Annotated in this window: 16 protein-coding genes; 5 read left to right on the forward strand and 11 right to left on the reverse strand. The window is 65.6% G+C overall.

Annotated elements, in window-relative coordinates:
- The first annotated feature begins 282 nt into the window (after window positions 1–282).
- Entirely contained in the window at window positions 283–1,599 is a 1,317-nt protein-coding gene (locus HWX62_RS00155; protein WP_175931254.1) for a replication initiation protein, read from the forward strand.
- Window positions 1,600–1,695: 96 nt separating this feature from the next.
- On the opposite strand, the gene HWX62_RS00160 is transcribed toward HWX62_RS00155, so the two are convergent.
- The 4 genes from HWX62_RS00160 to HWX62_RS00175 all read right to left on the reverse strand — a co-directional run bounded on the left by HWX62_RS00160 (window position 1,696) and on the right by HWX62_RS00175 (window position 7,475).
- A complete protein-coding gene (locus tag HWX62_RS00160) occupies window positions 1,696–2,727 on the reverse strand; it encodes a ParB/RepB/Spo0J family partition protein (RefSeq protein WP_175931255.1) in 1,032 nt (343 codons plus the stop codon).
- Window positions 2,720–3,415, reverse strand: coding sequence for a ParA family protein (locus tag HWX62_RS00165; protein WP_006497839.1), 696 nt, complete (start codon window positions 3,413–3,415; stop codon window positions 2,720–2,722). Before HWX62_RS00165 ends, HWX62_RS00160 begins: the two co-directional genes overlap by 8 nt.
- A gap of 1,793 nt (window positions 3,416–5,208) precedes the next feature.
- On the reverse strand, window positions 5,209–6,222 hold the full coding sequence (locus tag HWX62_RS00170) for an AraC family transcriptional regulator (protein WP_175931256.1): 1,014 nt from the start codon (window positions 6,220–6,222) through the stop codon (window positions 5,209–5,211).
- A gap of 128 nt (window positions 6,223–6,350) precedes the next feature.
- Complete coding sequence (locus tag HWX62_RS00175; protein WP_175931257.1) at window positions 6,351–7,475, reverse strand: MBL fold metallo-hydrolase; 1,125 nt, start codon at window positions 7,473–7,475, stop codon at window positions 6,351–6,353.
- A gap of 83 nt (window positions 7,476–7,558) precedes the next feature.
- On the opposite strand from HWX62_RS00175, the gene HWX62_RS00180 reads away from it, so the two are divergent.
- Complete coding sequence (locus HWX62_RS00180) at window positions 7,559–8,212, forward strand: TetR/AcrR family transcriptional regulator (RefSeq protein ID WP_175931258.1); 654 nt, start codon at window positions 7,559–7,561, stop codon at window positions 8,210–8,212.
- Window positions 8,213–8,404: 192 nt separating this feature from the next.
- Window positions 8,405–8,896 (forward strand): NAD(P)H-dependent oxidoreductase, encoded by a 492-nt coding sequence (locus HWX62_RS00185; protein WP_175931259.1) that lies wholly within the window; start codon window positions 8,405–8,407, stop codon window positions 8,894–8,896.
- Window positions 8,897–8,997: 101 nt separating this feature from the next.
- Here the strand turns inward: HWX62_RS00185 and HWX62_RS00190 are convergent, their stop codons facing one another.
- Window positions 8,998–9,582, reverse strand: a complete 585-nt coding sequence (locus tag HWX62_RS00190; protein ID WP_175931403.1) for a DUF2889 domain-containing protein — start codon at window positions 9,580–9,582, stop codon at window positions 8,998–9,000.
- Between the two features lie 639 nt (window positions 9,583–10,221).
- On the opposite strand from HWX62_RS00190, the gene HWX62_RS00195 reads away from it, so the two are divergent.
- Both HWX62_RS00195 and HWX62_RS00200 read left to right on the forward strand, forming a co-directional pair.
- On the forward strand, window positions 10,222–10,899 hold the full coding sequence (locus HWX62_RS00195) for a ProQ/FinO family protein (RefSeq protein WP_175931404.1): 678 nt from the start codon (window positions 10,222–10,224) through the stop codon (window positions 10,897–10,899).
- Between the two features lie 474 nt (window positions 10,900–11,373).
- Window positions 11,374–12,435 carry a DMT family transporter gene (locus HWX62_RS00200; RefSeq protein ID WP_175931260.1) on the forward strand — a complete coding sequence of 354 codons (1,062 nt, stop codon included), beginning with the start codon at window positions 11,374–11,376 and terminating at the stop codon, window positions 12,433–12,435.
- Between the two features lie 224 nt (window positions 12,436–12,659).
- Here HWX62_RS00200 and HWX62_RS00205 read toward each other — a convergent pair whose 3' ends face one another.
- From HWX62_RS00205 to HWX62_RS00230, 6 genes are all read right to left on the reverse strand, one after another.
- Window positions 12,660–13,085 carry a TOBE domain-containing protein gene (locus HWX62_RS00205; RefSeq protein ID WP_175931261.1) on the reverse strand — a complete coding sequence of 142 codons (426 nt, stop codon included), beginning with the start codon at window positions 13,083–13,085 and terminating at the stop codon, window positions 12,660–12,662.
- Window positions 13,086–13,268: 183 nt separating this feature from the next.
- The gene (locus HWX62_RS00210) at window positions 13,269–14,765 is read right to left on the reverse strand and encodes an efflux transporter outer membrane subunit (protein WP_175931262.1); all 1,497 of its coding nucleotides are present in this window, start codon (window positions 14,763–14,765) and stop codon (window positions 13,269–13,271) included.
- Window positions 14,762–15,730 carry an HlyD family secretion protein gene (locus HWX62_RS00215; RefSeq protein ID WP_175931263.1) on the reverse strand — a complete coding sequence of 323 codons (969 nt, stop codon included), beginning with the start codon at window positions 15,728–15,730 and terminating at the stop codon, window positions 14,762–14,764. The genes HWX62_RS00210 and HWX62_RS00215 overlap by 4 nt, the downstream gene beginning before the upstream one ends.
- A gap of 1 nt (window position 15,731) precedes the next feature.
- Window positions 15,732–15,944, reverse strand: a complete 213-nt coding sequence (locus tag HWX62_RS00220) for a DUF1656 domain-containing protein (protein ID WP_006481008.1) — start codon at window positions 15,942–15,944, stop codon at window positions 15,732–15,734.
- A gap of 34 nt (window positions 15,945–15,978) precedes the next feature.
- Window positions 15,979–18,090 (reverse strand): FUSC family protein, encoded by a 2,112-nt coding sequence (locus HWX62_RS00225; RefSeq protein ID WP_175931264.1) that lies wholly within the window; start codon window positions 18,088–18,090, stop codon window positions 15,979–15,981.
- Complete coding sequence (locus HWX62_RS00230; protein WP_175931265.1) at window positions 18,087–18,566, reverse strand: MarR family transcriptional regulator; 480 nt, start codon at window positions 18,564–18,566, stop codon at window positions 18,087–18,089. The genes HWX62_RS00225 and HWX62_RS00230 overlap by 4 nt, the downstream gene beginning before the upstream one ends.
- Window positions 18,567–18,819 lie beyond the last annotated feature (253 nt).

An 18,819-nucleotide genomic window follows, 5' to 3' on the forward strand; every position in this document is an offset into this window, starting at 1 on the left:
TCGATTCCGCTCGTTTGTCCCCATGGACGGGTACCTTCGTCGTGGCAAATCTTGTGCCGGGTTTCCCTGTCCGGACAGTAAAGGTAGCGGCTTTTGGGAGGTATTTTTGTCAAAAGGTAGACGGATATGGGATGCCGTACAAATCATGTAACCCAAATTTTTCGTTTTATATCCGATAGTTAGCTCAGACAGTGAAAGTAATGCTGGAGCATAGACGTTGCCCCGTGGCGCGAAAAGGTATAAAGTCCGATCTCAATAAGGCAACCTTAACCGGACACGACGATGCCGCGCAAGCCCGCAAGCAAAGGCTCAGACAAACAGGTTTCGCTGTTTCAGACACCCGAGCCTCCCGACTTGCTGCGCAAGGCGGTCCAGGCGATTCATATCGCGCCGAAGTCCGGCAAGATCGGCCTGCAGCAGCGCAAGATGTTCAGCTCGCTGATCAAGAACGCGCTGCGGCAGGAAGCGTTCGAACCGGGCCGGACGAGCTTCTCGATCTCGATCGCGTCGCTGTCGCACGAGAGCGGGTTGAACAGCAACAACACGAAGTACGTGAAAGACACGGTCAATTCGTTGATCAGTACCGTCGTCAACTGGGACTACCTGGCCGCGGACCGTTCGACGGTCTGGAAAGCGTCGGGCCTGCTCGCCGGGGCGGAGCTCGAGCAATCGGTGCTGAAGTACAGCTTCTCCGACCAGATTCGCAGCGAACTGCTCAATCCCGAAATCTACGCGCTGATCGATATGCGGATCGCGCGCGAGTTCAGGCGGTCGCACTCGCTCGCGCTATGGGAAAACACGGTGCGCTACGAAGGGATCGGCATCACCGCGAAGATCCCGCTGCCGAAATTCCGTGACCTCATTCTCGGCCAGGACAAGGCATCGCAGTCGTACAAGGAATACAAGCTGTTCAAGAGCAAGGTCCTGGTGCCGTGCATCCAGGAGGTGAACGAAGTATCGGACCACACCCTCGAGCTGATCGAACACAAATCCGGCCGCAGCGTGGAAGCCGTGCAGTTCAAGGTGACGCGCAAGCAGAGCACCGATACGGTCGAGGACGGCGACGTCAAGAACGAGGCGCTGGTCGAGGAGGTCGCGAAGTTCGGCATTCCGCGCTCGGAAGCGCGCCGGCTGATCACGCAATACGGCGTGCAGCGCATCAAGGCGGCGATCGCCTATACGCTCAATCGGACGACGAAGAAGAATGCGGCGCCGGTCGACAACGTCGCCGCGTACTTCCGCAAGGCGCTGACGCACGGCTACACGCTGGCCGACGGGCAGGGAACCGAAGCGGTCGCACCGGCGAAGGAATCCGCGCAGAGCAAGCAGGAACAGATTCGCGACAAGTATCTGGCGGCGAAGGTCGAGGAAGCCGGCGCGTATTTCCGCGAGCTGGAGATCGACGACCAGACCAAGCTGATCGAGCGTTACAACGAGACGGTGGCGGGTTCGAAGGATCTGACGCTGTCGCCGAAGAAGAAGGCGAGCAAGCTGGCGCAGACGAGCTTCTTCCGGTGGCTGGCGCTCGATACGTGGGGCGAGCCGACCTCGGACGACCTGCTGGAATTCCTGCTCAAAAGCAGCCTCGCAGGCAACTGAACGAGGTCTCGTCGTCGTGCGCGCCGTGCGCCGGACCGTGTTTGCGGTCCGGCTTCGCGACGCTGCGCGGCGGTGCGGCTTTTTGCCGAGGGCGCGTTACTCCGACGGGGGCGTTGCGAGATCCGCGACGTACGCGTCGATGACGGTCTTGAGCTTGTCGGCAAGCGCTTCCTGGTGGGATGCGTCGACGCCCTTGAGCTGCAGGTCGAGACGCCCGTCCGGGTAAGTCTTCAACTGGCCGATCGCGCGCGATTCGAGCGCGAAGTCATGGCGAACGCTGTAGCGCGTGCGCCCGGTCTTCTTGGTGCCGTCGCTCTGCGCACGCAGGAAATTCTCGAGATCGCGGACGGATTTTTTCCGGTCGATCACGGCGGTCAGCAGCCGGTCGGCCGTCGCCTCGCCCAGGCGTTCGAAGATCAGCTTCAGAAAGTACGCAGCCTGCAGACCGACCACATCGCTCGCGCTGGCCATCCGCTCCAGCAGCGTGTTCGGCAGCGCGTTGAGCGACAGCGTCTTGCTGATCGAGGCCTTGTCCTTGCCGATTTTCTCCGCCAGCGTGTTCTGGTCGGCAAAGACCTTCTCGTCCAGTAGACGTTTCCACGCGACCGCATCGTCGAAGATCGTCTGGCGTTCGTGGTCGTGGTTTGCCCGATACGCGATCGTATAGAGCTGCTCGGGCGTGTGATCCGTGCGGAACGTCGCATTGATCGTCTCGTCGCCGTTGATGCTCGTCGCGCGCAGCCGGCGTTGCCCGTCGATCACGACGAGCTTGCCGGGAAACTCGGGGAGCCGCGTGACCTTGATCGGCTCGATCTGCCCTTCCCGTTTCAACGTCAGTGCGAGCTCGTGCAGGCTCGATTCCGAGTAGAACACGCGCGGGTTGAACGGGTTCGGGATGCAATCCTTGACCAGCACCTTCTGCGGCGCGCCAAGATCGGGCGTACCGGCGGGCGCAGTTGCGGCAAGGCCACTGGCGGGCGACGCGTCGACGACGGCAGCCGGTGCGGCCGCCGGCTCGGACAGCCGCGTTTCGAGCGCCGCATTTTCCTGCGCGAGTCCGCGCAACAGGCCGGCCGCGAGATGCAGGTTGCCGGTCGGTTTCTTGTCTTTCGAGGTGTCCTTAGCCATGGGCGGCTCCGGTAGCGCGCGTCGACGCGATGTATTGGGCCATCTCCGTGACCAGCTTTTCGATTTCCGCGCGGGCTTCCTTCAGGCCCTTCAGGTATCGATTGTGGTGATGGATCGTGGTGCCGAGCGCGAACGTCTGACGATAGACCTCGCGTTGCGCGATCTGGCTGTCGAGCAGATGCTCCCCTATTTCTTCAGCTCTTAGAATTTTTAAAATTTCTTCACGCATTTTAGTTTTTCCATTGACACTATTCAGCATCAATGCGGAAGAAAGTTGAGGATTTCGAACGGCACGCATCGACTCGATCATGCGGATCATCGCGACGGTGCTGTACAGATCGGCCGGCGATGGCGAGAGCGGCACCAGGCAGAAGTCCGCCACTTCGAGGACGGATGCAATACGCGGATCTTCGAGGTTGCCGGGGCAATCGACGACGATCACGTCGAAGTTCGCGTCCTGCTTTTTGATCTCGCCGCCGATGCCGCGGCCGGCAGGAGCCAGCGACAGGACCGTCATCGGCAGCGTGTTCTCGCCGCTCGTGACCCAACGGACGGACGTGCCCTGAGGATCGGCATCGATCAGCGCGACTTTGTTGCCGCCCGCTTCGAACGCAGCCGCGATGTTGACGGAGATGGTCGTCTTCCCAGTCCCACCTTTTTGATTACTGACGGCGATCTTGAAAGCCATTAAATCCCTCCACGGAGTTTTGTGAAATATATGCAATTATCCGAAAAATGTCCAGAAAAGCTTTCGCTGAGGAGGACGTTTTATTGATTGCTGTGGTTGTTACGTGACAAATCGGCCGAATGGCCAGGATGTTCTCGTAGACGTCGATGCAATAAAACGCCTGTTACGCTGAAAAAGAGCCATCGTTTAAGGCGGGAAAATCCGAAAGACCTTGACGTCGATAACGAGACTGTTGAGCGGGGACTTGGCGCTTTATCGTGCGCTGACCATATTTGAAGCTCGCTACGAATCCGTGTCGTTGATGTCGTCGGGAGCGTGGGAACAGACGGTTGTCACGTGACAAGCCGCCAGACCGTGATTACTTCTGGGATGGACGTCATGAGAAAGCCTCGATGTGATTGCAACTGGGCTCCGAGGAAATCGCTTCCCATCAACTTCGGCTGTATGGCCCAAGCGATGTACGCCTGTCCGACAACGGGGTGTGTTGTCACGTGACAAACAGCGCCAAGCACGCCTTTCAGTGGCGACTTTGCGATCATCAAAAAATTGTCTTGGATGACCGATGCCAGCGGCATAGCTGGCATATGTCCGAGGAGAAGGGCGTCGCCGCCTATAGTGTTTGGTCCATCTGGCTCGCCAATGAATCGCCGCATGGGTTGTCACGTGACAACAGGAACCGGTGTCTGGAAGCTTGCGCGATGGGAGGCTTTATGAAGCGATGCGTTCTGTGCGGCGTTGAAAAGAGTGCCTTGGAGGTAGCACGACCCATGCATACTCGGACGATCCTTGGTTCCGCCGCCGTCGTGCCTATTCACTGACGCTGGCGCGATGCTGCGGAACGACTGGTGAGACATGCCCCCGACGGGTATCGTGGCGATTTGATGCGTCCCTATTTAATGAGGATGCAAGATCCGGCGGTTCCCCTCGTGTCGGCCAATAGGGCAGGGGGCGCTGGTATCGTGACAAGTATCTGGGCTTACTCTGGGGCGCGGTATATAGATCATCGTGTATGTGGGCCATTATCGGCGCGAAATCCATGTGCTGAGGGCCAGTAACAACCCAAACGGAGCGTGTCGTGAAACATTTTCTAAAAATGGACGCTTGCTGGAAATCCTTGTGCAGCAACGGCTTGCCGCACATTCTTCATGTTGTTTCACGCAAAATGAGCACGACGGCGCTCGGAAATGGGGGCGTATGAGTTTTCTGCGCGCGAGCGTTGGAAATCGGTCCGATGTTAGCGGGTTTCGTGATAATTAATACGTGTTTCGTGGTTTTTGATACGCCCTCGCTCGATCGCACGCGCGCGGTGTCAATGTGTTGCAGGGTCGGTCCGCCACATAGTCTCGCCGGGACTTCCATTCAGTACAGCGCCTGCCGATATTTCGCGCCAGTTGTCACGTGACAACGCCCCGCTGACCTGCCGACTCACGGAGTCGCGGAACATCGCGAGATAAAGCCGGTGTCTGGAGTTTGGGGGCGAGAATCCCGGCGTGCGGCCAGTACAACATAGCCATCGGGGGGTAGCGTAGTTGCGATCCGCCGGCTTTGCCAGTCCGGGGCGGTTTATCCGTAGCCGCATGAGAGATGAGGCGTTCGACCCGGCCTTACGATACGCATCGGCCGATGTCCGACATTCGACAGAGGGGAGCCCCCAGCAATTCATCCGAGTTGCAAACATATCGGCGTCCGGCGCTTCATCTCGGTCCGAGCCCACCCAGTCTTGCATGCGAGAGATCGATCCCGGTCCTTCCGGATCCCGTCAACGCCGGCGTATCTCTACCACCGTGCCGCCATCAATAACTCGCCACGATCGACACGGCGACGTCCGCGCCACTTCGCAGGCTATCGATGTCCCTTCGCGGAGAGTTACCGAACAACCGACTGTATTCCCGGTTGAACTGTGTCGGGCTCGCATACCCGACCCTGAACGCCGCCGACGCGGCGTCGAGCCGCTCCGCCAGCATCAGCCGACGTGCTTCGTTGAGCCGTATCCGTTTCTGATACTGCAGCGGACTCATGCCGGTGAGCTGACGGAAGTGGTGATGGAAGGTCGAGCTGCTCATCTGAACCTGCGCCGCGAGATCGTCGACGCGCAACGACTCGTCATAGTGCGCGCGCAACCACCGGATCGCGCGCGACACGCGGTTGCACTGACTGCCGGCGGACGCAATCTGGCGCAGGCGGGCGCCCTGATCGCTCGTCAGCAGCCGGTAGTAGATTTCCCGCTCGACGTACGGCCCGAGAACGGCAATCGCGTTCGGGTCGTCCAGCAGCGCGAGTAGCCGGTTCAGCGCGTCGTACAGCGGTTCCGTCATGTCGCCGACGACAAGCCCGCGGCCTGCTGGCGCATCGTCGTGATCCGGCGCGACTTGCATCATCAATTCGGCCATGACACGAAAATCGAGCTTGAGGCCGAGCCCGAGAAACGGTTTGTCGGGGCTGGCCTCGATGATCTGCGTCGAACCGGGCAGGTCGAGAGACGTGATCAGAAAGCGGTCGGCGTCATAAATGTACGCATCCCCGCTCTGCATGACCCGCTTCACGCCCTGAACGACGAGGCCGAAGCTCGGCTCGACCATGCACTCCATCGGCTGCGTCGGCGCTTCCCGTCGATGAAGGCTCAGATTGGGTATAGCCGTGCTGACGTGATCGACGCCTTCGGTCCATCTCGCGACACGCGCCGCGAGCGTCTGGCGCAGTTCGTTTTCGCGACCGCGGCCGGTCGAACGGTGGTTTGCCTGGTCGAATGCCGCGTAGGCGTCGTCGTCTCGTTGGCCGGGCAGGTATCGAACGGTTGCCGGATGCATGACTTCTCTACTCAGGTAATCGGGGCGACAGACACGCCGTCGACGTGCGGGGGAGGCCGGCAACGCGCGCATGACCAGGAATCGCGACACGGCCCTCCTCGCGGAAGGCACGTGCGGCGACTGGCGGACTACTTCGTTGCCTGCGATGCGCAAAGCTGCCAGCGTCGCGATTTCGCCGTCGGCGCCGCAGCGCGCTCGTCGACCGTACGCCACCAGCGCTCGCCGCGATGCGGTGCGTCGAGATCGAGGCGTTCACCCATCTTCGGTGTCGACAGCTCGATGCCGCGCACGAGCGCCAGCGCCGTGACACGCTCGAACGGCTCCTGCCAGCGATGCATCGCGAGGTCGAACGTCCCGTTGTGGATCGGAATCAACCAGCGACCACGCAAATCGATGTGCGCCTGCACGGTTTCTTCCGGCTGCATGTGCACGTACGGCCATTGCGCATCATAGGCGCCTGTTTCGATCAGCGTGACGTCGAACGGCCCGAGGCGTTCGCCGATTTCCCGGAAACCGTCGAAATAACCCGTATCGCCGCTGAAGAACAGGCGCAGGTCGTCGTCGACGATCACCCACGACGCCCACAGCGTACTGTTGCCATCGAACAGGCTGCGCCCGGAGAAGTGCTGGGCAGGCGTCGCCGTCAGCGTCAGCCCGGCCACGTTGATGCTTTGCCACCAGTCGAGCTGGCGGACCTGGTTCGCGTCGATACCCCATTCGATCAGCCGATCGCCGACGCCGAGCGTCGTCACGAACACGCCGGTGGTCGCGGCCAGCGCGAGCACCGTGTCGCGGTCGAGGTGATCGTAGTGATCGTGCGACAGGATCACGCCGCGCAGCGGCGGAAGATCTTCCAGCGCGATCGGCGGCGCATGGAAGCGCTTGGGGCCGACGCGCCGAAACGGCGACGCGCGCTCGGCAAACACCGGATCGGTGAGCCAGAATTCACCGCGCAGCTTCAGCAACAGCGTCGAATGGCCCAGTCGGTACAGGCTCCGGTCGGGCGCCGCGTCGAGTTCCGCGCGGTTCAGCGAATCGACGGGCAAGGCGCCGGCGGGCACGGTATGACGCGGCTTGTTGACCAGCATGTTCCACGCGATTCGCAGCGTCTTGCCCAGGCCTTCGGCGGGACGCGGCGCGACATTGGCAAAGCGCTCGCCATTGTGCTGCGGCGAACGGCCGGACAGCGCCCGGCCACGTCGGGCGGCCGCGAAACCGAGAATGCGGTGAAGCAAAACGAGAGGCGATGCCATATCGGTTCGTCCGAAGAATAAAGTACACTAAACAGTGTAGTTTATTTTTGAGATAAGTAAACTGCCCGGTGTAAAATTTTCGTATGGATACCAGCACTCCCCCTCAGCGCCTGACCGACCGAAAGCGCGCGGCCATTCTCGACGCGGCCATCGAGGAATTTCTCGCGGCCGGCTACGATGCAACCAGCATGGATCGTATCGCTGCGCGCGCGGACGTGTCGAAGCGCACCGTCTATAACCACTTTCCGGGCAAGGAGACGTTGTTCGCCGCGATCCTGAACAAGCTCTGGGAAGCGACCCGGACAGGCAATTCGCCGACCTATCGCGCCGACGTGCCGCTGCGCGAGCAATTGCTCGCGTTGCTCGATCGCAAATTGCGGTTGATGAACGACGAGGCCTTTCTCGCGCTCGCGCGTGTCGCGATCGGCGCGGCCATCCATTCGCCGGAACGGGCACGCGACATGGTCGAACGTCTCGGCGAGCGTGAGGAGGATGTCACGGTCTGGCTGCGCGCGGCGGCGGCGGCCGGCCGCCTGTCGGTCACCGACCCGGTGTTCGCCGCGCATCAGTTGCATGGCGCCGTGAAGGCGTTCGCGTTCTGGCCGCAGATCACGATGGGCCAGCCGCCGCTCACGGCGCAGGAGCAGCAGAAAGTCGCGGAATCGGCTGCCGACATGTTCCTCGCGTACTACGCACGTCCGGACGACGGCGCCGCATCGCATCGCCGGCAAGACTGAACGCGCATCCGCAAGCAACCGAATCCGCGGGCGGGTCGAAACCGTCGAGAAACGCGCGGCGCCGACGAGCGGGCAAGCCGGGCGATCCGGGGAAAACGCAAAATGACGCCCACCCGCGCCGACCGGACCATTCGACTTGAATTCAACGATACGGCCGCCGCATCATCCGCAGCCGAACGCGAGCAACGACCCATGAAGACCCTGTTGATCGTCTATCACACGATGACCGGAGGCACCCGGCAGATGGCCGAAGCGGCTGCCGGTGCGGCTCGCGAGCAGCCTGGCGTCGACGTCAGGTTGCAGCGCGCGGACGCGACGAGTGCAGACGACGTGCTGGCCGCCGACGCGTACCTGTTCGCGACGCCGGAGAATCTGGCGGCGATGTCCGGGCTGATGAAGGACTTTTTCGATCGCTGCTACTACGCGGCGCTCGATCGCGTGAACGGCCGTCCGTATGCGGCGATGATCTGCGCGGGAAGCGACGGACAGAATGCTTTGCGCCAGATCGACCGGATCGCGACCGGATGGCGGTTGAAGAACGTCGCGCCCGGCCTGATCGTCTGCACGCATGCGCAAACACCGGAGCGCATTCTCGCGACGAAGACGATCGACAGCGACGCGCTCGCTCGCTGTGCCGAACTGGGTGCGGGCCTTGCCGCGGGGCTCGCGCTGGGTATTTTCTGATGACGGATGCGCACCGGCCTGTCGACGCGGCTCTGACAGGATCTGCGGCTGGTCGCGCCATGCCGGTTCCGCAAACGGCGTCGACCGCCCGGTGCCTGGCTTCAGTTGCCCTTTGCCGTGGCCGAAGGCCGGTGATATTCAGGCCAAAGACGTTTCACGAGATCGCGCGACGCGCCGTATGCGTAGCAACTGTCGATCTTGAGCGGCTTTCCTTCGCTGTCGCGGTAATCGAGCGACGATCGCCGCATGCCGACCATCGTCTGATAGGCCGTCGTCGCGATCGGGCCGAGCAATTCCTTCAGGTGCGTGCATGTATCGCAGGACGGCAGACGCTTGCGGACCTCGCTGTTCCAGCCGGCGCCGATGTTCAATCCGACGAGCGCCTGCAGCGAGTCGCCGCCACCCGGACACTGCGCGTACGGATGCGCGCGGATGAACGTGGACACGGCGCGAACGACCATGTCGACGTCGAAGACCAGCGTCACGCCGAGATCGTGGAGCGGCGTGAGCGCCGCGACCGTCCGCGCGCCGCCGGGCGGCGTGAAATCGCCGGTCTTGCGGTCCGCGAGGCAGGCCGTCACTTCGAACAGGCCGTCGCTGCGCCGGTAGCCGCGCATGTCGATCTGTCGGTGGTGAATCTCCTCGCGCGTGATGCCGTCATGCGGGGTGTCGTCTTGGGGAACCATGCATCCGCTCCATCTCTTGTAACCGGGGCCGTTCGCAGGCAACGAGGTCGCGCGCTGCCGATCGGGCGCGCGGTGAAAGGCACGCGAGACATGCTGCCAACGAAGTCGATACGGCCATACTACGCACTTTCCGATATCCTCGTGCGCGGCGCGATCGATGCGGACGCAACGAGTCGTGTGTATCGAGGCCGGTGCATACGAAAGACGGGCGGGCTTATCGCACGACGTCGGGCCGCGCAACGTGTTGCGGCGTGCGACGCGACGCTGTTCGATGTCCTTCGCGCGGACGTTCATGTCTCGCGCGTCGCCGGCGCCGATTTCGGCAGGGGCGGTGAATGGCGTGACATCCGGATACGTATCCCTATAATGCGCAACACGACCGCGCGGACGCATTTCCGGCACCCCGGATCGCGCGAATGCAGACCGGCGAGTCAACCGGCCGTCCCGCGTACCGGTATACTTCCACTCCTGCCTTGTCCGGCATCGAGGCCGGGTGCCTGAAAACAGAGTGGCGTGCGCGATGCGGCCCCGTAGTGTCCCGCACCGGCGGCAGGCCGGCCGCACGCATGGCGGCGAAGCTTGTGTGCCGCGCGGCATGGCCGCACGAACCACACCTTATATTCCTGGTGGATTGAATTTATGGGTTTTGAACAACTTGCCGAATTGCGGGCGCAGCTCGCAGCGAAGGCCAAGCAGGAGCGCAACGCGAAGCGGCCGGCAGCGCCCGCGGACGCCGGTGCGAAGCCGAAGTCCGGCGACCAGCCGTCCCGCGGCGCCAAGCCGGGTGCCGGCGCCAAGACGCAGCAGCGCGCGAAGCCTGCTTCGGCGAAGCCGTCGGCGCCGGTCGATCCGGTCATCGTCGCAATCGGCAAACTGCAGCGGAAGTTTCCGCGCGCGTTCCCGAAGAATCCGGCCCCCAAAGTGCCGCTCAAGGTCGGCATCTGGGACGATCTCGCACGCGAAGCGCAGGCCGTCGGCCTCAACGAAGCCGAACTGCGCGAAGCGATGTCGACGTGGTGCCGCGGCAACCGCTACTGGTCCTGCCTCGTCGAAGACGCGGTGCGGGTCGACCTGCAGGGCAACGAAGCCGGGCGCGTGACGCACGACGACGCGGCGCGCGCACGCCGCCTGAAGGCTCGCCGCCCCGGCAAGGGCGCGGCACAATCGGCCAAGGGCGCGCCGCAGCAGCCGAAGGCCGAGCAACCGGCCGGGACCGCTGCCGCGCCGCAACCGGCGCAAGCCGAAGCGGAAGCGGAAGCGAAGGTGCAGCCCGACGCCGCGCCGCAGGTCGAACAGCAAGCGGCCGGCAACGAGTAATCCTCACCGCGCTGCCGTCGACCGCACGGCACGCACCCGCACGCAAGTCGCATGCGATGCATGCACGATAGACCGACCTGCCTCGACAGAGGCAGGTCGGGACTGCCTCCACCGGCGCCGAATCCGCCGGGCACATTCCCCTTCGTCGAACAGGCCGCGCAACCGGACGGACGACGTTCGTCGAGCGCTCCCACGCATGATATTTTGAACGTGCATAAATAATATGCATGGCTGAATAATGAACCGTATCAGCCAGACCATTCGCTTTCCAAAATGATTGGACGGAAATCGTCGATCGACGAGCAAACCGCCCCGCCTGCCACCTCGACAATATAGCGCGCGATAATCACGGTCGGAGCGTCAGGCCAAGGGCAAGCCGGGCGCCACGATGCAACGCGCCTTTCGACAAGCCAGGCAAGCCTGCCTCGATCCAAGGCCACACCCGGCTTCATCGACATCCGTTCAGCCGAGACCATGAATTCCAGACATTCCGCGATTTTCGTCGCGCTCGCCGCCGCCGCGCTGTTCGGCGCCGCGACACCGCTTGCCAAGGCGCTGATCGGCGCGATGTCGCCGTTCATGGTGGCCGGCCTCTTTTATCTCGGCAGCGGCGTCGGGCTCGGCATCGGGATCCTGCTGCGCGGCTGGCGCGGCCGTCGCACGCCAGCCGCGGACGCCGCGCCGTTGCAGCGTGCCGATCTGCCGTGGCTGGCCGGTGCGATCGCGGCGGGCGGTGTGGCCGGCCCGGCTTTGCTGATGCTCGGGCTGTCGAGCACGCCGGCGGCGACGAGCGCGTTGCTGCTCAATCTCGAAGGCGTGCTGACGGCCGTGATCGCCTGGGTCGTGTTTCGCGAGAACGTGGATACGCAGGTGTTCCTCGGCATGGTGGCGATCGTCGCCGGCGGCGCGCTGTTGTCGTGGACACCGGGCCGGGCCGGCGTGCCGGTCGGCGCGCTGCTGATCGTCGGTGCATGCCTGTGCTGGGCGATCGACAACAACCTGACCCGCAAGGTGGCCGCGAACGACGCGATGGTGATCGCATGCCTGAAAGGGTCGATCGCGGGGCCGGTGAACATCGGCATCGCGCTGGCGACCGGCGCGACGCTGCCCGCGATACCGGCCACGGCCGCGGCGATGCTGACGGGGCTCGGCGGCTACGGGATCAGCCTCGTGCTGTTCGTGGTCGCGCTGCGTCATCTCGGCAGCGCGCGCACCGGCGCTTACTTTTCGATCGCCCCGCTGTTCGGGGTCGTGCTGTCGCTGCTGATCTGGCCCGCGCTGCCGCCCGCGACGTTCTGGATCGCGGCCGCGCTGATGGCGCTCGGCATCTGGCTGCACGTGCGAGAGCGGCACGAACATACGCATGCGCACGAGCGGCTCGAGCATACGCATCGACATCGGCACGACGACCATCACCAGCACGCGCACGATTTCCCGTACGACGGCGACGAACCGCACACGCATCCGCACGTGCATCTGCCGATCACGCACAGCCACGCGCATTTTCCGGATATTCATCACCGGCATCGGCATTGATCGGGTCGTGAGCGACACGCCGCCGAGCATCGCAAGGTGGCCGTTTATGGGAAGCGTGGAAAACCGGTCCCCATGGTTGGCGACCATTCAGCCGTTGTTGCGTCGGATATCGGTGATCCGCGGTTGATCTTGGAAGCGCGATGCGACGCAACAGGCGGCGTCACGCGAACCGGGCCGCATCCGTGCGCGGCACCCCATGAATCGCCATCGCGATCGTCACGCGATCACTCGACGCCGACGATCACGCTCGATGCCTTGAAGATCGCGGATGCGGGGGTGCCGCTCGCGAGGCCGAGACGTTCGACGCTGTCGTTGGTGACGATCGCGACGATCTCCGCGCCGCCCGCGGCCTGGATCACGACTTCCGAATTGACCGCGCCCTTCGCGACCGACGCGACGGTGCCCGCGACGCAGTTGCGGGCCGACACCTTGCTGCTGTCGACGTCGACCATCACGATGACCGACGACGCCTTGACGAGCGCGAACGCCTTCGCGCCGGCCGCGAGGCCCAGCGAGGCCGCGCTGCCGTGAGTGATCACGGCGACGATATCGAGCCCTTCCTGCGTGCGCAGTGTGATTTCATCGTTGACGGCACCGGGTTTGACGGCGCCGATCTGGCCGGCGAACTGGTTGCGGGCGCTGGTTCGCATGACGACTCTCCGGATGGATGCCGCGGCCGGGCCGGCAGCGGCGGCAGATGAATGGAAATGCGTCGGCCAGTGTACCGTCAACGCCGGTGCGCGTCGCCTGGCGGATGCGATCGCGCATATCAGGAAAACCTGACCCCGCCACGTGTTGCGTCACGCCCGTGCGACAGGTCGACGGCGCCGACGCTACGGCGCCGACGGCCCGCTCGCGGGGGCCGCGGCGGTGGCGTGCGTGTCCGCCGCGGCCGTCGTGCCGTCGCGCTCCCAACCGCCGCCGAGCGCGAGGAAGAGCCGCACCTGGTCGGCCGCGACCTGGCCTTCGGCCGCCGCGACCTGCGCCTGCACGCTCGTCAACGTGCGCGTCGCATCGAGATCGGAGAGGAACGATTCGCGGCCGGCCGCATAGAGGCGATGCGTTTCGGCCGCGGAATTGCGGGCCGATTCATAGGCGGTGCGCAGCGCATCCGTGCGCTGCACGTCGGCCGCATAGGTCGCGAGGCTCGACTGCGTTTCGCGCAGCGCATTCAGCACGACGCCGTCGAAGTGCGCGAGTGCGCCGCCCGTCGCGGCTTCGGCCTCGCGCACACGCGCACGCTGGCCGTTGACGGGGAACGACCAGCTGATCAGCGGGCCGAACGACCAGCGATTCGTGGTGGACGAGAACAGATCGGCGGCGACGCCGACCGAGCCGGCCGACGCACCGATGCTGACCGACGGGTACAGCGCGGCGGTGGCCACGCCGATTCGCGCGGTCGCGGCGGCGAGCTGCCGCTCGGCTTCGCGCACGTCCGGCCGGCGGCGCAGCAGCGCGGCGCCGTCGCCGATCGGAATCGGCTGACGCAGCCTCGGCAGGCGTTCGCATTCGGCGGCGGCTTTCGGCAGGTCGGCCGGGGCGCGCGCGAGCAGCGCGGCGAGCTGATACTGCGCAACCTTGCGGCGGCCTTCGAAGCGCGGAATGTCGGCGGCGAGCGTGCGCACCTGCGTCACGCCGCGCGTCACGTCGGTCTGGTTGCCGCGCCCGGCGTCGCGCAGCCGCTGCGACAGCGCGACGCGCTGCTGCTGCAGCGCGAGCGAGCGCTTCGCGATCGCCAGTTCGTCGCCGGCCGAGCACGCTTCGACGTACGCGCGCACGACGTCGGCCACGACGGTGATGCGCGCGAGGTCGGCGGCCGCCGCGACGGCCTCGCTGTCCGCGCGCGCGGCTTCGACGCCGCGCCGCAGCTTGCCGAACAGGTCGAGCTCGTACGACACGTTGATGCCCACCGTGCCTTCGTTGACGACCGGCAGCTTGTTTTCGAGCAGGTATTGCTCGGCCGATTCCTGCGCGCGTTGCACGGCCGCTTCCGCCCCGCCCGAGAAGCCGCCCTGTTCGTTCGCGACCGCCAGCGCCGCGCGCGAGCGGGCGAGGTTCGCCGCGGCGACGCGCAGGTCGGTGTTCGACTTCAGCGCATCGCGCACGAGCCCGTCGAGTACCGGGTCGTCGTACAGTTGCCACCAGTTGCCGGGCACCGCGTCGCGCGACACCAGCGCACCGTTCGCGTCGTCGAGCGCATGGTTCGCGAGCGGCGCATTGACGTACGCCTGCTGCGGCAGCGTGTAGTCGGGGCCGACCGACTTGCACGCACCGAGTGCGAGCGCAAGCGGGGCGAGCGTCGCCGCGACGCGCAGGGCGTGCCGCTTCATTGCGATGCTCCCGCGGCGCCGGCCGCCGGACCGGACGCAGCCGGGACCGCCGACGCGGTGCTGGCGCCAGCCGGTCTTGCGCTGTCGGTGCGGCGCGCGTCGGCGCCGCGCATCGATACGGTCGCCGTGCGGCCGGCGATCATCCGGAAATCGTCGGGCACCTCGTCGAGCACGACGCGCACCGGCACGCGCTGCGCGAGCCGCACCCAGCTGAACGCCGGGTTCACGTTCGGCAGCAGGTTCGCGCCCTGCGTGCGGTCGCGATCCTCGATCGCGGCCACGATGCTCTGCACGTGGCCGCGCAGCGCATGCGGCTCGCCCATCACGACGATGTCGACCGGCTGGCCGATGTGGATGCCGCGCAGCTTGGTTTCCTCGAAGTAGCCGTCGACGCGGAACGAGTTGCGGTCGACCACCGACAGCACCGCGCGGCCGGCCGGCACGTATTCGCCGACGCGCGGGGCGCGGTCGTTCAGGTAGCCGTCCACGGGGCTGACGATCGTCGTGCGCTGCAGGTTCAGCTTCGCGGTGTCGAGCGACACCTGCGCATCGGCGACGCTGGCTTCGCCCTGCTCGACGCGCGTGCGGCTTTCCTCGACCTGTTCGCTCGCGACCAGGTTGCCGAGCTGCAGGTTGCGTGCGTATTCCCGCTTCGCCTGCGCCAGCGTCGCGCGGCGCTGCGCGAGCGTCGCTTCGGCGAGCCGCTCCGCGAGCGCGTAGCGCGCCTGGTCGATCACGAACAGCACCTGGCCGCGCTTGACCGCCTGGTTGTCGGCGACCTGTACCGACGTGATGAGGCCCGACACGTCCGGCGCGATCTGGATCACGTCGGCGCGCACGTGCCCGTCGCGCGTCCACGGCGAGAACATGTAGTAGTTGATGATGCGCCACAGCACGAGGCCGGCCACGACGACGACGATCAGGGTGAGCAGGACTTGCCCTGCCGAGAGCCAGGTTTTTTTCACGTTAGGTAGCCACGAGTTGGTGGGACACGATCACGACGGCGGCCAGCACGAACACGTAGATGCCGAGGTCGAAGATCGAACGGTGCCAGACGAGGCGGTAGAAGCCGACGCGCTCGAGCACCGCGCGCACGACGATGTTGATCAGGTACGCGATCAGCATCAGCACGAGCGGAGCCGGCACGAACACGCCGAAGATATCGATTTCGCCGATCATGGTCGCGCTCGGGAGGACAAGGTGGAAAGCCGGCTCATGCGCGCGCTCCGTCCGGCGCCTGCGGCGCTTGGGCGGCGGCGGCCGGATACAGCGACAGGCGCAGGCCGACGAGCGCGTGCAGCGTGTCGCGCAGCCGGCGGTGCGTGGCTGGCACCGCGGGGGCGGCCGCACCGTCGGCCGGCGCGGTGCGGCCGGCCACGCGCTGCAGCGCGTCGTCGATCGTCGCGAGCAGCGCGGGCGGTACGGGCTGGCGCGCGTTCGCGGCCGCGCAGCGCGTGTAGTGATCGGTGACGCCGGCCAGCACGCGATCGATCGCGTCGGGCACGTCGCCCGACAGCCGGCGTCGCGAGCGGCGCAGGTCGAGCGCGTTCAGCGCGATGCGCAGGTCGCGGAAGCTTTCGATCGACGGGTGGCGGTGGTCGTCGGATGCGCCCAGGCGCGGCAGCAGTTGCGTGACGCGATCGAGCATCCGCGACGCGTGGTTGCGCTGATCGTCGAGCGGCTGCGTCGACGCGGAGCGTGCGACGTCTTCCCAGCCCGAACGCAGCAGGCGCCGCACCGCGAGTTCCGCGCCGAACGGGCGCGTCGCGCGCGTCCACACGTACGCGAACAGCAGCCCGGCGACGCCCGCGAGGTTGCTGTTCAGGAACACGAAGAAATCGGCTTCGTACGCGCTCTGGATGCTGATGAAGGTGGCCGTGTTCACCGCGACGAGCATCGTCACCATGTTGAACTGCGGGCGCGGCAGCAGCGTGCCGATCAGGATGAACGGGCCCGCGAACATCAGCACGAGCATCGCGAAATCGTGCACGTGCGGCAGCACGACGAACAGGTACAGGCCCGCGAACACGACGCTCGCGGCGGTCGACAGGAAGAACTTGAATACCAGCGGCGCCGGTTCGTCGAGCGCGGCGAAGAAGCTGCACGACACGGCCACGAGCGTGACGGCGGCCGCGCCGTCGTGCCAGCCGGACGAGATCCACAGCCAGCACGCGAACACGATCGCGAACACGACGGTCAGCGTCGAGAACAGCATCATCCCGCGATCGAAGAAGCGCTCGGTGCCGCCGAGCCGCCAGTGCCGGTAGCGCGGCTGCCACACGCCCGACTCGTTCGCGATCAGCGCGCGCAGCGAGCGGCAGTCCTGCCAGATGTCGATGACCTGGCGCAGCCGCCACAGTGCATTCGACATCAGCGCGCCGTCCCAGCTCGCCAGTGCGCCGTCGGGCGGCTGCAGCGCGGCGATGCGCGCGCGCAGGTCGTCCGCGACCGGATCGTGCGCCATGTCGCCGTCGGAGCCGGACTTCACGGCCGGCAGCGGCGCGTCGAACCACTTCGCGGCGTCGGCCAGCAGCGCGTCGAGCGCGGGCGGGCGCACGCGCAGGTCGCGCATCAGCGCGATCAGCGGATCGGCGAGCGACGACATCAGCGGCAGGAACAGCTGCATCCGGCCCGCGAGCGCCTGCGCGCGCGCGAGGACACGCGGATGCGCATGGTCGTAGCCCAACTGGCTCAGCAGGAACTCGAGGCCGGTGATCGTCGCGGCGAGCCGCTGCCGGCATGCGGACAGCGCCTTGCCGGCCAGATGCCCGGACAGCGTTTCGCGGCCGTAGAACGCGGCGTCCTTGAACCACGCGTCGGTGCGCTCGATCAGCGTCGGCGCGAGCCGGTTCGGGAACACGGTGCTGCCGACCACGCTCGCGCACACGATGCCGAGCACGATCTCCTCGGTGCGCGCGATCGCGACGTCGAACACGGTGGACGGATCGGTGACGGTCGGCAGCGCGACCAGCGGCATCGTATAGCCGGCGAGCATGAAGACGTAGCTGCGCGCGGTGCGGTCGGAGATCGCGAGGTACAGCAGCGTGCCGCACCAGGTCGCGACGATGATGCTGAACAGGAGCGGCGTCTCGACGAACGGCGGCACGAAGAAGATCGCGGCGGCCGCGCCGAGCGCGGTGCCGAGCGCGCGGTACAGCGCCTTCGAGCGCGTCGCGCCGACGAACGGGTTCGACACGATGTACACGCTCGCCATCGCCCAGTACGGGCGCGGCAGCTGGAAATACAGGCCGAGGTACAGCGCCAGCATCGACGCGGCGAACGTCTTGCCCGAGAACAGCCAGTCGCGAAGGCTCGGATAGGTCATGACGCGGGATCGGCGGGGTGGGACGGGTGCGCGGCCGGAGGGTGCGGATCGGCTGCGTTGAACGCGTTCAGCACGCGCAGCGTCGCTTCGAGATCGGCGCGCGACACGCCCTTGAGCACCTGTGCGCGCAGCGCGCGCAGATCCTCCTCCATCTGCGCGGTGACCGCGCGGCCGGCGGCCGTCAGCGAGATCGTCTTCGCGCGGCGATCGTGCGGATCCTCGTCGCGGCGGGCGAGGCCGGCCGCGCACAGCTGGTCGAGCAGGCGCACGAGCGACGGCCCCTCGATGCCGACGTGCTCGGCGAGCGTGCCTTGCCGCACGCCTTCGCCGAGGCGCCCGGCGATCAGGAGCGGCGTCGCGCAGGCTTCGGACACGTTGTACGCGGTCAGCACGCCGTCGCTGGTGCGGCGCCACTTGCGCGCGGCGAGCACGAGCCGGCTGCTGACGGCGAGGCGGAGGTCGTGCAGATTGGTCATGGGCGAGATGATAGGGGCAAAAACATTCGATAGCAAACTATCGTTTTTGTCACCCGGATGACACGCTGCATGCGGCCCGGCCGGCCCGTCTGAAGCAATTTAGGCGGCGTATCGGCCGGGGTCAAGCTGCAAGGCCGGCGGCCACGACCCGCACCCGTCCGGTGCGGCGACCATGTTGAATCGTCAGACGAGAATCGTCCGGCAACACGAAGCGCGATCGGATGCGTCAGGCAAATCCGAAGCCCGCACGGCG

It is taken from the genome of Burkholderia sp. BCC0506, assembly GCF_902833145.1.
Taxonomy (GTDB): domain Bacteria; phylum Pseudomonadota; class Gammaproteobacteria; order Burkholderiales; family Burkholderiaceae; genus Burkholderia.